At 70.8% G+C, this 14,128-nt stretch carries 15 protein-coding genes; 3 read left to right on the plus strand and 12 right to left on the minus strand.

Features of this window, described 5'->3' with window-relative positions:
* The first annotated feature begins 7 nt into the window (after window positions 1–7).
* Window positions 8–241 carry a hypothetical protein gene (locus tag LL946_RS04045; RefSeq protein ID WP_404385038.1) on the plus strand — a complete coding sequence of 78 codons (234 nt, stop codon included), beginning with the start codon at window positions 8–10 and terminating at the stop codon, window positions 239–241.
* 19 nt (window positions 242–260) lie between these two features.
* Here LL946_RS04045 and LL946_RS04050 read toward each other — a convergent pair whose 3' ends face one another.
* The 7 genes from LL946_RS04050 to LL946_RS04080 form a co-directional block, all read right to left on the minus strand.
* A complete protein-coding gene (locus tag LL946_RS04050) occupies window positions 261–1,109 on the minus strand; it encodes a histidine kinase dimerization/phospho-acceptor domain-containing protein (RefSeq protein WP_404385040.1) in 849 nt (282 codons plus the stop codon).
* The gene (locus LL946_RS04055; protein WP_404385042.1) at window positions 1,102–1,812 is read right to left on the minus strand and encodes a response regulator transcription factor; all 711 of its coding nucleotides are present in this window, start codon (window positions 1,810–1,812) and stop codon (window positions 1,102–1,104) included. The genes LL946_RS04050 and LL946_RS04055 overlap by 8 nt, the downstream gene beginning before the upstream one ends.
* A 2-nt stretch (window positions 1,813–1,814) precedes the next feature.
* Window positions 1,815–2,204 (minus strand): hypothetical protein, encoded by a 390-nt coding sequence (locus tag LL946_RS04060; RefSeq protein ID WP_404385044.1) that lies wholly within the window; start codon window positions 2,202–2,204, stop codon window positions 1,815–1,817.
* The gene (locus LL946_RS04065; RefSeq protein ID WP_404385046.1) at window positions 2,204–4,018 is read right to left on the minus strand and encodes an Ig-like domain-containing protein; all 1,815 of its coding nucleotides are present in this window, start codon (window positions 4,016–4,018) and stop codon (window positions 2,204–2,206) included. The genes LL946_RS04060 and LL946_RS04065 overlap by 1 nt, the downstream gene beginning before the upstream one ends.
* A 166-nt stretch (window positions 4,019–4,184) precedes the next feature.
* Window positions 4,185–4,757 carry a signal peptidase I gene (locus LL946_RS04070; RefSeq protein ID WP_404385048.1) on the minus strand — a complete coding sequence of 191 codons (573 nt, stop codon included), beginning with the start codon at window positions 4,755–4,757 and terminating at the stop codon, window positions 4,185–4,187.
* A 123-nt stretch (window positions 4,758–4,880) separates the two neighbouring features.
* Window positions 4,881–5,414, minus strand: coding sequence for a TasA family protein (locus tag LL946_RS04075; RefSeq protein WP_404385049.1), 534 nt, complete (start codon window positions 5,412–5,414; stop codon window positions 4,881–4,883).
* 146 nt (window positions 5,415–5,560) lie between these two features.
* The gene (locus LL946_RS04080; protein ID WP_404385051.1) at window positions 5,561–6,817 is read right to left on the minus strand and encodes an ATP-binding protein; all 1,257 of its coding nucleotides are present in this window, start codon (window positions 6,815–6,817) and stop codon (window positions 5,561–5,563) included.
* Between the two features lie 151 nt (window positions 6,818–6,968).
* Here LL946_RS04080 and LL946_RS04085 point away from each other — a divergent pair, with 151 nt between their 5' ends.
* Complete coding sequence (locus LL946_RS04085; protein WP_404385053.1) at window positions 6,969–7,223, plus strand: acyl-CoA-binding protein; 255 nt, start codon at window positions 6,969–6,971, stop codon at window positions 7,221–7,223.
* A gap of 60 nt (window positions 7,224–7,283) precedes the next feature.
* Here the strand turns inward: LL946_RS04085 and LL946_RS04090 are convergent, their stop codons facing one another.
* From LL946_RS04090 to LL946_RS04110, 5 genes are all read right to left on the minus strand, one after another.
* Complete coding sequence (locus LL946_RS04090) at window positions 7,284–7,982, minus strand: transglycosylase family protein (protein WP_404385055.1); 699 nt, start codon at window positions 7,980–7,982, stop codon at window positions 7,284–7,286.
* 201 nt (window positions 7,983–8,183) lie between these two features.
* A complete protein-coding gene (locus LL946_RS04095) occupies window positions 8,184–8,885 on the minus strand; it encodes a transglycosylase family protein (RefSeq protein WP_404385057.1) in 702 nt (233 codons plus the stop codon).
* Window positions 8,886–9,004: 119 nt separating this feature from the next.
* Window positions 9,005–10,459: a threonine/serine exporter ThrE family protein gene (locus LL946_RS04100; protein ID WP_404385059.1), complete on the minus strand. Its 1,455-nt coding sequence runs from the start codon at window positions 10,457–10,459 to the stop codon at window positions 9,005–9,007.
* Entirely contained in the window at window positions 10,456–12,210 is a 1,755-nt protein-coding gene (locus tag LL946_RS04105; RefSeq protein WP_404385061.1) for a protein kinase, read from the minus strand. Before LL946_RS04105 ends, LL946_RS04100 begins: the two co-directional genes overlap by 4 nt.
* A 114-nt stretch (window positions 12,211–12,324) precedes the next feature.
* A complete protein-coding gene (locus LL946_RS04110; protein ID WP_404385062.1) occupies window positions 12,325–12,753 on the minus strand; it encodes a CBS domain-containing protein in 429 nt (142 codons plus the stop codon).
* A 203-nt stretch (window positions 12,754–12,956) separates the two neighbouring features.
* On the opposite strand from LL946_RS04110, the gene LL946_RS04115 reads away from it, so the two are divergent.
* On the plus strand, window positions 12,957–14,063 hold the full coding sequence (locus LL946_RS04115; RefSeq protein ID WP_404385064.1) for an ABC transporter ATP-binding protein: 1,107 nt from the start codon (window positions 12,957–12,959) through the stop codon (window positions 14,061–14,063).
* The last annotated feature ends 65 nt before the right edge of the window (window positions 14,064–14,128 follow it).

The following is a 14,128-nucleotide window of genomic DNA, read 5'->3' on the forward strand; positions in this document are numbered from 1 at the left end:
CGCCGAGATGGCCGAGGCGCGGGGCGTGCGCTCGAGCGACCTGCGGCGCGCCGGCCTCGTCGACAGGGTGGTGCCGGAACGGCCGGACGCGTCAGCCGAGCCCGAAGCCTTCTGCATCCGGCTGGGTGCCGTGCTGCAGCACGAGCTCGCGACCCTGCTGGCCACGCCGGACGACGAGCGGCATGCAGCGCGGCTCGCACGTTTCGCGGCTCTCGGACAGGTGAGCGAGCCGGCGCACTAGGCGGAGCGGCCTCCGCCGTTCAGGAGCCGGGGTCGGCGTCCGCGTCGGGCCGGCGCTGGTCGCGAGCGGTGTCGATGTAGTGAGTGACGGCCTCGCTGAGCCGGGTGAGCTCGGGGATGCAGCTGCGCAGCTCGTCGGCGACGTCGGGTGGGGTCTGGGGCCACATCGCCAGGTCCTCCAGCTCGAGCCGCAGCGCTGCGATGGGGGTCCGCAGCTCGTGCGAGGCGCTGACCGCCAGGTCGCGCTCACGCTGGAGGAGCTCGTCGAGCCTGCGGGCACCCCGGCGCAACGAGTCCCCGATCGCCTCGGCCTCCGGGACGTTGTAGTGCGGGACCTCGACGTCGAACCTCCCCTTGCCGATGTCGTCGGCGATCGACGCGAGCTCCGCGAACGGGCGCGACAGGCGCCGGGCCAGGACCCAGCCCACGACGGCGGCGGCGAGCAGTACTCCCGCTCCCAGGAGGACCAGCGGGAGCACGGCGTCGGACACGCGCTCCTCGATGAGCTCGCCGGAGCGCGACAGGGTCAGCCGCCCGCCCCCCGTCAGCTCACGGGTGACGGAGATGTCCTGGGCGGCCTGTCGTGCGAGCGGCGTCCCGGCACGCGCCAAGGACCCGTCGGGCGCGACGTACTCGATGCTCTCGCCCTCGATGAGGAGCGGCTCGAGGTCGTCCGTGGTCACGCGGGTCGGTTCCGCGGCAGCCAGCCGCTCGGTCAGCAACACCGCGATGAGGTCCGCGGACCGCTCGACCTTGCGGACCTCGCTGTCGTGGACGAGGTCGGCCACGAGGTACGCGCGCGGGATGCCGTAGAGCCCGACGACCGCCACGCTCAGCCCGACGAGGATCGCGACGAGGCGCTCACGCATCCGGGGAGTCCTCGAGACGGAAGCCCACTCCGCGCACCGTGGTGATCCGCGCGGGCGCCCCGACCTCCTCGAGCTTCTGGCGGAGACGACCGATCGTTGCGTCCAGGGTCTTCGTCGAACCGAACCAGTTCTCGTCCCAGACGTCGTTGATGAGCTGCTCCCGGCTGATGACGGAACCTCGCTTCGAGTCGAGCAGCGCCAGGACGTCGAACTCCTTCGAGGTCACGGGGAGCTCGGTGTCGCCGACCCAGAGGCGGCGGGCGTCGACGTCGACCCGGACGCCGCTCGTCGGCGCCGCGGCCGGCGCGGGAGCAGGTGCTGAGTCCGACTGGACGTCGATGCCGTTGCGGCGGAAGAGCGCCCGCACCCGGGCCAGTAGCACGGACAGTCCGAAAGGCTTGGCGAGGTAGTCGTCGGCGCCGACGTCGAGTCCGACGACGAGGTCCAGCTCGCCGTCACGGGCGGTGAGGATGATGATGCCGCCCCGGTAGCCGTCGTCACGGACCTGCCGACAGACGTCGAGGCCGTCGATGTCCGGCAGCCCGAGGTCCAGCAGAACCAGGTCCACACCGCCCGCACGGACACGCTCGATGCCCGGCGACCCCGCGACGACCCGCTCGACGGAGTAGCCCTCCCGCTCGAGCGTGCGCACGAGCGGGGCAGCGATCTTGTCGTCGTCCTCGACGACCAGCACGTGAGCCATGGTCACCGAGCATAGGGGCGGGTCGGAGGCGTCGCCGCGGGGCTCCTGCGGGCGGGGAGCCGGAGGAGCACCAGCACCGTGACGCCGGCGACCGCCACCAGCACCCCCCTGACCGAGAGCCCACCGCCGAACGTGCCGGGCGGACCCAGGGCCATCCCGATGACCGCGAGCAGGGTGCTGGCGCCGGCGACCACGGCCGCCGTGAGGCGGGCCTCGAACCGGTCTCCGCGAAGGAGGCCGGCGACGGCGAGGACGGCAGCCACCGCACCCATCACGGCCATGACCGTGGTGGTGGTGGTCTCGGCCGTTCGGGCGACGTCGAGGAGGAGGGCCCCGAGGGCGGCAGTCCCGGCCGCGGTGGCGACGGGACCTCGAGCAGACGGTGAGGACATCAGAAGTCCCGGTCGAGCGTGCCCGACTCCGTGACCGGTGAGACCGAGCACACCCTGCCGTTGAGGTCGCTGACGGCTGCCGAGGGCGACCAGATCATGGCGGCCGTCAGGCTGGTCGTGCGCAGCGACGCCGCACTGCCGGAGGCGATGGTGCCGAGCCGAAGGGTCACGGTGGTGCGCACGATTCCGTTGACCGTCACCGTTCCTGCGGTCATCGTCGCGTTGAAGGAGACCGTCCGGTTGGTCTTGACGTACTCCTCCCTGAGGTTGACCGAGCCGAGGTTGACCGTCCCCCCGGTGCGCTGCACGTCGAGAGTGTCGCCCTTGTTGCCGAGGCCGAGGATGTTGCCGTCGCGCAGTCGCACGGTCACGGCCTGGGCCGCGCCCGTCCACCCGCTGGTGATGGTGGCGAGGTTGACCTGGTCGGAGTAGGTCAGGGTGACGCTGTCGTTCGCCTCGAACCGCCCGGTGGCCGCGCCCCCGTTGACCGCCTGCACGTCGGTGCCGCGCAGTGGGGTGTTGTCGACCCTCGGCCCGGTGAGGACCGTCGAGGTCGTGGTGCCCCCGGCCCCGTCCACCAGGATCGCGCGGAAGTCGTAGAACCCGTCGACGACCTTGGTCGTGTCCCAGGCGCACGAGTAGTGCGTCGCGGTGTCGGTGCAGACGTCGGTCCACGTGGACGTACCCGTGGCGGCGTACTGGATGCGGACCGAGGTGACACCTGACGTCGACGTGGCGCTCGCGAGGAGCGTCGTCGTGCCGGAGAGGAACGCACCCGGGTCCTCCATGGAGACTGAGGAGACCGTGTTGTCCACGAGCCTGTTCGCGACCGTGGTCGAGGTGGTGGCGTTGCCGGCGAGGTCGGTGGCCACGGCCCGGAATCCGTAGCTGCCGTCGGCGATCGTCGTCGTGTCGTAGCGGCAGGAGTACGGCGCGACGGTGATGGTGCAGAGCACCTTCCACGTCGACGTGCCCGTGACGGCGTACTGGATGACGACCTGGGCGACGCCGGAGTTCGCGTCCGAGGCGGTGGCCGCGAACGTCCGCGTGCCGCGCAAGGGGGTACCGGGGTCGGTCATCGTGACCACGGGGGCGAGGTTGTCGACGGACACGTCCGGGATCACGACGGAGGTCAGGGTCGAGCCACCGGACGTCGCGACGGCCCGCAGGTCGTACTCCGTGTTGGTGTACGCGGCCGCGGTCGTCACCCAGGAGCAGGTGTAGGGCGTCGAGAGGTTGGAGCAGATGGACTTCCAACTGGTGGTGCCGGCCGGCGTGTACTCGATCCGCACGGTGTAGGTGAGGCCGCCCGCGTTGTAGACGGTCGCGGAGAGCGGGACCGTGCCCCGGACGAGGTCTCCCGGCTCGGCGAGCACGACGAGAGTGGTGTTGGCGACCGTCACTCGGACGGCGTCGGAGGTCGTGGCGTAGCCGGCGCGGTCGGTGGCGCGCGCACGGACCTCGTAGCTCCCGTCGGTCAACGGCTTGGTGTTCCAGGAGCACGACCAGGGCGCGGTGGTGCTGGTGCAGGCGGTGACCCACGAGCTGCCACCAGATGGCAGGTACTCGAAGACGACGTCCTGGACCCCGGTCTCGCCGTCGGACGCCGTGGCGGTCAGCGTCACGGTGTCCTTGGCAGGCGAGCTGATGCCGCCCATCGTGACGACGGGCGGCGTCCAGTCCACGGCTGCGGTGATGCTGGCCTGGCTCGTGCTGGAGGACGTGAAGGAGGCTGACGAGAAACCCGGAGCGGTGAGACCGAGCACGGCCGCGAGCGCGAGCACGAGGAGCGCGGCGGCACGGCGGTCGAACACGGCTGCTCCTTCGGCACGAGGGCGGGTGGTCGGGCAGCGCACGCACGGTGCGTGCCCAGGGAAGACGCTACGGAGAGGCGCTCGACGGGGACTCCACAGGACGGCCCCCCAGGTTCCCCGGTTTGCTACGGCGTCGCAGCCGTGGGCCGTGGAGCGGCCCGGGCCGTCAGGGGGTCGTGGCGACCGCGCGACCCCTCCGACGCGCGGTCACGGACGACCCGACGTTCCTGACCAGCTCGACGAGGGCCAGGAGGGCGACGAGGGCGGACGGGACACCGATGACGAGCATCCGCGTCTCGCGGTCCGCGAGGGCGATGAAGACGTAGCCCGCTCGCGGAACCGAGAACTGGACGACGGGCTGCTCGGCAGCCACGAGGGAGAAGGTCCACGGGTCCACGGCGGCGTTGGCGTCGCCCTTGGTCCGCAACCGGGACGCCCCCTGCGCGTCCTCCCCCAGCTCCACGATCCGGTGGGTGACGAGGTTGCTGACCCCGCTGTCGGCGGGCGGCAGGTAGGTGATGACGTCCCCGACCTCGAGGTCGCCGACCGGGACCGGCTTCTCGAACGCGATCGACCCCTTGGCGATGGAGCCGGTCATCGAGCCACCGGTGATGACGTAGCGCTCGTAGCCGAGGAGGGACGGAACCAGGTATGCCGTGCACGCGAGGGTGAGCGCGATGAGGCAGACGTTCGTCAGGATGCGCACGAGGCGCGAGGCTGCTGACACGAGAGGCTGCATGCTGAGCTCCTGACGGTCGAGGCACGGATTCGGTGACGCGGGTGCGGCGTCGCCGGTTTCGCTGCGGTTGCGCCAGCGGGTGCGACCGCGACAGGGGCGCCATGGCTGGCGCCCCCGTCCGGATCACTGGGTGAAGGTCTCGCCGGCGAGCTGGACCGAGTTCCAGGTGTAGGTCGCCGAACCGGTCTTGCCCTGGTCGTCGTTCGGGGTGTCCTGGGCGAGGGTGACCGTGAAGGTGTAGTCGGTCGCAGCACCGGCCGCGATCTGGCCCAGGTCGGTCTTCGCCCCGTCGACGAGGCCACCGAACGTGCCGTCGTAGACGGTGGCGCCGGTGGTGGTGTTCTTGATGGCGAGCTTGAGGTTGCTCCCGGTGAAGGTGTTGGCGGACTCGACCTCGGTGAGGGAGAACGCGGCCGGCAGGGAGCCGGTGTTCGTGATCTTGAGCGCGCCGGTGACGGTGTCGCCCGGCTTGAGGTTGGTGAGGCCGAAGATCTGGGCCCCGTTCTTGGAGTTGGTGTGCAGCAGCGAACCGGAGGTGACCGTGCTGATGGTGTTGCTCGTCTCCGAGCTGAAGGTGGCGCCGGATCCGACAGCCAGCGCGCCGGCGGCGAGCAGGACGGTGAGGGGGACGAGGACCTTCTTGGCGGCGATGCTCATGGGTTCTGCTCCTGGCTGGTGTGTGATCCGGCTGACCGGTTTGCGATGAAAGCAACGCTAGGGAGCGTCGTTCCACGGCTTCTCCACACGAGTTACCCGTGAGTTCTCCAGTTCCACCCCGAGGCGGAACACCTCGACACCGAAGGTCACGCCTCGGCGAGCACCTCGGCGGGGTCGTCCCGGACCACCGGGAGCTCGAACCACACCGTCGCCCCGCCGGCCTCGTTGGCCTGAGCGCCGACCTGGCCGCCGTGGGCCTCGACGATCCGGCGGACCGTCGCCAACCCGACGCCGTGCCCGTCCTCGCCGTCGCGTGACCCGCGGCTGGGGAGCCGCAGGTAGGGAAGGAAGATCGAGTGGGTGTGCTCGGCCGGGATCCCGATGCCGTCGTCGCTCACGACCACCCGCCAGAAGTCCCCGCGGCGCTCGGCGCCGACCTCGACCCGGGGAGGCGTCCCGGACCGGGCGAACTTCAGGGCGTTGCCGAGGAGGTTGAGGGCGACGGCATACAGCATCTCCGGGTCGCCCGAGACGTGCGGGAGCTCCGCGACCGCGACCTCGGCCGAGGTGGCGGAGACCACCGGGCGGAGGTCGAGGACCGCCTGGTCGAAGACCGGCCCGAGCCGCACCGAGGTGATCCTCGTCCGGCCGCCCTCCCTCGCGTGGTTGAGCACACTGGTGATCAGCCTGCTCATCCGTGATCCGGCGTCGCGGATCTCGCGCACCATCTCGGCAAGCTCCGGGTCGTCGGCGACGGCGGGCTCCATCGACAGCATCTCGGCATTGGCGCTGATCACCATCAGCGGGCTGCGCAGGTCGTGGCTCACCTGACCGGCGAAGTGGCCGAGGGCGTCGTTGGAGCGCCGCAGCTCGTCGCGGGTGCGGGTCAGCTCGTCCAGCGACTGCTCGACCTCGCGGCTGCGCAGACGCAGCTCGAGCACGTCCATGACCCTCTCGGCAAGGACGGTGAGCGCGCGGCGCTGCTCGGGCGTCGTCTCCCTGGGCCGATCGTCGAAGACGCAGAGCCGCCCGAGCGGGATGCCACGCGGTGTGACGAGCGGCGCCGACGCGTAGTAGCGCACCGAGCCGATCACCCCGGTGACGAAGGGGTTGTCGGCAAAGCGGGCGTCGAGGCTCGCGTCCGGGACGACGACGGACCCGGGCTCGTCGACGACGGCCGCGCACATCGAGTCCTCGCGGGCACAGATCGAGGGCTCGAAGCCGGCCGTCGCGATCTGGTGCTGCTCGTCGCTGGTGATGAGGTTGATGGCCGCGGTCGGCACGTCGAAGAAGTCGGCGGCGAGGTCGACGAGGGCCTGGAGGTCCCGTCCCGCGGGCTCCTCGAGGACGCCGTACCGCTCGATCTCGCGATCGCTCGCGGACCTCACGCGTGTCTGCCCCACACCCCACCTCCTGTTGGTCGTCATGTTCCCAGACCGTCAGCGCGACCGCGCGGCGACCCCATCGCCGGCCCCACCGCCCGCTGCGCAACGAGCCCAGGGTGCGTCCGGGAGACCGTTCCCCGCACCCGGCCCACACCGCTAGCCTGAGCCCATGGCAGGCACCGACTTCGACAAGGCCGTCAAGGACGTGGGCAACCTCGCCGACGACCCCGGCAACGACACCAAGCTGCGCCTCTACGCCCTCTACAAGCAGGCCACCGTCGGTGACGTCGAGGGCAAGCGTCCCGGGTTCACGAACCCGGTGGGCCGGGCGAAGTACGACGCGTGGGCGGCGTTGTCCGGCACCCCGGGCGACCAGGCGGAGGCCGACTACGTCGCCGAGGTCTCCCGGCTCACCGGCGGCTGACTCGCGGCTTCATCGCCGGGCAAGCCTTCGGCCCAGCGTGTGGCTGATCGCCACGAGCGGTCAGTCGAACAGCCGGTTGAGGTAGCCCTGGAGCGCCGCCGTCGTCTTCGGACCCCAGGACCCGTCCTGCTCGGCACCCACCTTGGCCTGCAGCGCCTTGGTCGTCCTGGGCCCGATGCTGCCGTCGGGGTAGGACCCGACCTTGGCCTGCAGCTTCTTGACGTCGGTCCGTGACCACGAGCCGTCGACGGTGCCGCCGACCCACTGCTCGACACCCTTGCGGGTCCTCGGCCCCTTCTGTCCGTCGACGGTCAGGGGGAAGAGCGAGCGGGTGCTGTCCCGCGAGACCGTGACCGCGAGCCCGTTGGCGACGGTGAGTCCGGCACGGGTGCTGCAGGTCGGCCAGGCGCCCGGCCCCTGGACCTTGAGGACGGCCTGGGCGACGAGGATCTGCTGCGCCTTCGTGGCGAGGTTCGCCGACGTGGCGTACTGCTGTCCCCCGAAGGCCTTCCACGTGGCGGACGAGAACTGCAGCCCGCCGTAGTAGCCGTTCCCGGTGTTGATCGACCAGTTGCCCCCGCTCTCGCACTGGGCGACGCGGTCCCACACCGTCTCGGAGGCTCCGGCGGAAGTCGCCAGTCCGACGACTGCTGCGGACGCCGTCACGGCGAGCAGGGTGCCGCCGACCACGGCGCGCCGCAGGGGCCGACGTCGAGCGGGGTGGGTGGGCTGGGCAGGAAACTCTGGGGCGAAGAGCATTGACCGAGGTCCTTCGTGTCAGGGGACGACAAAGGACGCTACGTCACATCAGTCACACAATTCAATCGTGTCACAGAACTACACAACTGTAACTTCATTCCCACGCGACACGCAAGCGTCGACACGCGGCCGGCGCCAAGGAGCCGGACAACGCACGAGGCGGACCCGGTGTCCGGGTCCGCCTCGTGTGGGTGGCGCGTGTCAGCGAGCGTTGAGGTAGCGCTGCAGCGCCTTGGTCGTGAGCGGCCCCCACGACCCGTCGGTGCGGGTGCCCACGAGACGCTGGAGCTTGCGGACGTCGTCGCGGCTGTAGGAGCCGTTGACCGACCCCCCGATCTTCTTCTCGACGAGGCGCTTGTCGGCCCGGCTCAGGGAGCCATTCACCGACCCACCGACCCAGCGCTCGATCGCGCGGCGCGTGGCCGGGCCCTGCTTGCCGTCGACGACGAGCTTGCCGGGGCGGGTCGTGCTGCGCGACGCGGTGCCCGACGTCGTGGTGGTGCCTGCCGAGGCTGCTGCCCCGTTGGCGCGCGTGAGACCGGCACGCCTGCTGCACACCGGCCACGCGCCGGGGCCCTGGGTCTTGAGGACCTTCTGGGCGATCTCGATCTGCTGGGACTTGGTCGCGCGGTTCGCCGTGGACGCGTAGCGCTGCCCGCCGAAGCCCTTCCAGGTCTGGTAGGAGAACTGCAGCCCTCCGTAGTAGCCGTTGCCCGTGTTGATCGACCAGTTGCCGCCGCTCTCGCAGGCGGCGACACGGTCCCAGACGGTCGTGGCCGCGCTGGCGGGCTGGGACATCGCGGCGCCGCCACCGACGGCGGCGAAGGAGGTCACGGCGACGCCCGCGAGGCGGCGACGGACAGGCGCGGGCTTCGGGGCAGCATGCTTCGGGCTGTAGGGCATCGGCAGGGGTCCTTGCGGTGAGGGAGAGCCCGTCAGGTTCCGGGCAAGCCAGAACCGTACCGACCCGTGAGCGAGGTCACAAGTTGATCACGAACCTTCACAAAATTGTGAAGTACGTGTCAGACGCGGACGCGTCGCCGGGCTCGCGCCACCCGGCTGTCCCAGGGAGACGCGAAGATCTCGCCCAGCGTCGTGCCCGTCGCGATCGCGAGGAGCACGCCTGCCGCCCCCAGCAGGGTGCCCACACCCGCCTGGAACGACAGTGCCCCGACGTTCGTGGCACTCTCCCCGACGAGCTCGTACAGACCCCGGAAGATCGTCAGTCCCGGGAGCAGGCCGAAGCTGGCCGGCACGACGACGACCATCGCCGGAGCACCCAGCCGCAGGGCCACGAGCCGCCCGACGAGCCCGATGGCCACCGCAGCCAGCCCCGTCGCCGTGACCGACCCGAGCTCGCCCACCCGGGTGAGGAACGCGAACACCCCGGTCCCCGCGAGTGAGAGCAGCGCCGTGGGGAGGAGCAGGCGACGCCGGCTCTGCATCGTGACCGCACCGCACGAACCGACGATGAGCGAGCCGAAGACCGCCGCCCACCACTCCGCCTGCGACGTCCGCAGGTCGAGTACCGACGGCGACACGAACGAGAAGTCCATGGCCTCGGTGAGCCGGATCGTCGCACCGAGCGCGACGGCGATGCCGATGATGAGACCCGTGAGGGACACGAAGACCGCGAGGAGCCGACCTGCCCCGGTCACGGCATACCCGGAGATGACGTCCTCGACGGCGGACGCCATGGTGCGCCCGGGGAGGAGGGCGACGATCCCGCCCGCGACAATGAACGCGAAGTCCTTCCCCCCCAAGGGAATCCAACCCATCGCGCCGGCGGAGTACGCGACCCAGGCGAGGACGGTGGCGACGAAGGCGGCCACGGCGTTCGAGTAGAAGTCGGGCAGTCGCATCGGCCCCATGAGCCCCTCCACGGCCGAGACGCCGAGCACGACGAGCACCGTGAGCAAGCCGGTGAACAGCGACGCCCCGATCATCACGGCGACGGCTGCGGCGAGCAGGGCGGTCGCGAGCGTCACCGCCCAGTCCGGCCAGATCCGTGGCGTCCGCTTGAGGTCGCGCAGCTGCTCGGCCGCCTCGGTCATCTCGATGTGGCCGTTGACGAAGGCGTCGACGAGCTCGTGCACGGCCACGAGCCGGGCGTAGTCGTGCCGGGTGGAGCGGACGACCCGCAGCGACGTGACCGAGTGGACCGCGTCGATCCGGGCATGGACGAGCAGCGACTGCAGGGTGATGTCGATCTCGACGTCGTTGAGCCCCGCGGCCGCGCACACCGCGGCGACCGAGCCCTCCACCTGTGGTGCGCCCGCGCCGGACCGGAGCATGAGCTCGCCGACACGCACGGCGAGGTCGAGCGCCTCCCGGACGCGAGCCTCCTCGGCGCCCTCGATGGCGACGCGGGCGTTGCGGTAGGGAGTGCGGCGCAGCAGGTCGACCAGCGGCATGGGCTCGGTCGGCGGACCGCCCTGCAGCCGCCACTGCCGGCGCCGACGGATCTCCTCGTTCACGGCAGATTCAGCTGCTCGGCCCACGCCGTGCCGGTCGGCCACCACGAGGGCTGGCCCTCGACGACCCCGGCCGCCGCGACCGCGACGGCGGCGACGAGGAGCAGCAGCACGAGGACCCGACTCGCACTCGGTCCGGGGCTCACGCCGCGCGCGATGCTGCGCGTGCCGCGCCGCAGGCTGGCACCGCCGGGACCCCACCACGCCATGAGGCCGGCGAGGAGGCCGCCGACAGCCATGGGCACGAGGGCGTTGGGCTCCGGGGAGCCGCTCCCCCGCACCGCGACGACCGCGAGCGCGGCGCAGAACACACCCGACACGGCGATGAGCGCGGGCATGATCGCGCCGAAGAGCGACGCGAGCAGTCCGAGGACGAGGTGCCACGGGCTGACGAGTACGGCCACTGGCACGTCGCTGCGGCGGGCCCCGCGGTCGTGTCGCCGCATGATGAGCGAGGTGACGCTGCGGTCGGCCGTCCGGGCGAGGACCAGCCACCCGAGCAGCGAGAACGCTGCGACGACCGGCACCGTCGCAGCCGTCGCCACGAGCACGGCCAGCAGGGCACCGACCGTCCCGCTGCGGCTGGCACGACCGATGCGCGGGTCGAACCGCTGCTCCCCCGCCCACTGCTGGGGTCCGCCGTCCTGCGGTGGGTATGCCGGGTGGTCGCCGTGCTGCCCCGGCGCGGGGGCGAGCTGGTCAGGGCGCGCACCGAAGATCGCGTCGGCGGGATCCTGGCGAGACGGGGCGACCTGCCGGATCGGGGTGACCGGCGCCATGACCGCCGGCGCGATCGGTGGGCGCGGCTGGATCTCGCTGCGGGACAACGGCATCACCGAGGTCGGCGGCATAGCGAAAGACTGCGTCGCAGAGGTCGGTGGGACCGGCGGTCGCACGGAGATGACGTCCGTGACGAGCCCACCGTGCGCGTAGCGCTCGAGGGCCGCGACGACCTCACGCTGGTGCGGGCGGTCCTGCGGGTCCGGCGCCAGGGCGGCATACAGGAGGGGTGAGATCCGGTCGTCGACGCCGCTCAGGTCCGGGTCCCCCGTGGTGACGCGGGTGAGCACGACGTCCATCGGGCCGCGCCCGAAGGGCGGGCGCCCGGAGGCGGCGTACGCGAGCGTGGCCGCCCAGCCCCACCAGTCGGTCGCCGGTGACACGGGCTGGCCCTCGACGACCTCGGGCGAGAGGTATCCGGGCGTGCCCATGACGAGGCCGGTCATCGTCAGGCGGATGTCGTCGGTGACGTGGGCGATACCGAAGTCGATGACGACCGGGTCGCCGTCGACCATGAGGACGTTGCCGGGCTTGAGGTCGCGGTGGATGACGTCGCTGTCGTGGATGACGTCCAGGGCCTCCGCCAGTCCACGGCCGAGCCGGTGCAGGTCGTCCCCGCCCATCGGCCCACTCGTGGAGACGACCTCGTCGAGAGGCGGGCCGGGGACGTAGCGAGTGACGATGAAGGGCCGGTCACCGTCGATGTCGGCGTCGATGACCGGAGCGACGCGAGGGCTGCGGATCCGGCTCAGCGTGTCGACCTCGCGGGAGAGGCGGGCGCGGGCGGCCGGGTCGTGGGCCACGTGCGGACGCAGGACCTTGATCGCGACGGCCTTGCCGTGACGGTCGAGGGCGAGGTGGACGACACCCATGCCGCCCTCGCCGAGGCGCTGGACGAGACGATAGGAACCCAGCAGGGAGTGCTCGGGCAGCTCGTCACGTCCCCCCGGCTCGTCGAGGATCTCGGCGGTCATGACAGACACGGTATGCCGTGTTCCTGAGCGAAGCCTGTCCGAACCGCCGTACCGAGGTGTGACGGATGTGGCGGATGTGGCTAGTCGAGGACGTCCGGAAGGAGTGCCCGGCGGCTACTGCTGGATGTAGGCGCTCAGCTGGTCGCGCTCGGCCTGGAGGTCGGTGATCCGGTGCTTGACGACGTCACCGATGCTGACGATCGCGGCGAGCTTGCCGTCGACGAGAACGGGGACGTGGCGGAAGCGGTTCTCGGTCATCGTGTGCTCGAGCTCGACGAGCTCGTCGTCCGGTGAGCAGGTCTGCACCTCGACGGTCATGATCGCGGACACCGGCTCGTCGAGCACGGTGGCGCCGCGCTTCTGGAGGTGGCGGACGACGTCTCGTTCGCTGACGATGCCGGCGATCGTCTCACCGTCGTCGCTCACCACGACCGCGCCGATGCGATGCTCGGCGAGCAGGTCGAGGAGGGCGGTGACACTGGCGTCGGAGCGCACCGTGACGACAGTGGCTCCCTTGCGCTTCACGACGTCGTGGATCCTCATGTGCCGACGGTAGTGCTCCGAGCGGGACCGCGCCAGAGTTCCGCCTCGTTGCGACCCCGGCCACATCCGACCGGTGGCCACCGCGTGACAGCGCGCACGGCATACGGCATGCTGAACGCACCGCTGACACCGATGTCGGCGGGATTTCCCTTTACGACGGATCGTCCGGCACGTTCCTGCCGGTGAAGGAAGGCAATGACGCCATGGCAACTGTGAAGTTCGACGAAGCAACCCGGATCTACCCGGGCAACGACAAGCCCTCTGTCGACCGGCTCAACATCGACGTCCAGGACGGCGAGTTCCTCGTCCTCGTCGGCCCCTCGGGCAGCGGCAAGTCGACCGCACTCCGCATGCTGGCCGGCCTCGAAGAGGTCAACGGCGGCAAGATCTGGATCGGTGACCGCGACGTCACCAACCTGTCCCCCAAGGACCGCGACGTCGCCATGGTCTTCCAGAACTACGCGCTCTACCCGCACATGTCGGTCGCCGACAACATGGGCTTCGCGCTCAAGATCGCCGGCGTCGAGAAGGGCGAGATCCGCAAGCGCGTCGAGGAGGCAGCCAAGATCCTCGACCTCGAGCCCTACCTCGAGCGCAAGCCGAAGGCCCTCTCCGGTGGGCAGCGCCAGCGCGTGGCCATGGGTCGCGCGATCGTGCGCTCCCCCCAGGTCTTCCTCATGGACGAGCCGCTCTCCAACCTCGACGCCAAGCTCCGCGTGCAGACGCGCACCCAGATCGCCTCGCTCCAGCGGCGCCTCGGTGTCACCACCGTCTACGTGACCCACGACCAGGTCGAGGCCATGACCATGGGTGACCGCATCGCGGTGCTCAAGGACGGCATCCTCCAGCAGGTCGCGACGCCGCGCGAGATGTACGACTCCCCCGCCAACGTCTTCGTGGCCGGCTTCATCGGCTCTCCGGCGATGAACCTCATCAGCGTCCCCGTCACCGACGGTGGCGTGAAGTTCGGCTCGCACACCCTGCAGGTCCCGCGCGACTCCCTCGAGGGTGTCGGCCAGCAGGCCATCGTCGGTGTCCGACCGGAGGACGTCGAGGTCACGTCCGAGGGCCAGGGTCTCGAGATCACGATCGACGTCGTCGAGGAGCTCGGCGCCGACGCCTACGTCTACGGCACGCCCACCGACGGTTCCATCCACCTCGAGGGCGGCGACGACTCCATCGCGAAGCCGTTCATCGCCCGCGTCGACGGCCGCCGCGTCCCGATGAAGGGCGAGACCATCTGGGTCCAGCCCAACTCGAGCCACATGCACGTGTTCAACGCCGAGTCCGGTGTCCGCCTGAGTCACTGACGACACCGCACGCCCAACGTCGGGGGTGCCAGGAGCTCGGTATGCCGTGCACCTGGCACCCCTGA

Origin of the sequence: Knoellia locipacati (assembly GCF_044791685.1) — a bacterium.
Taxonomy (GTDB): Bacteria; Actinomycetota; Actinomycetes; order Actinomycetales; family Dermatophilaceae; genus Knoellia; species Knoellia locipacati_A.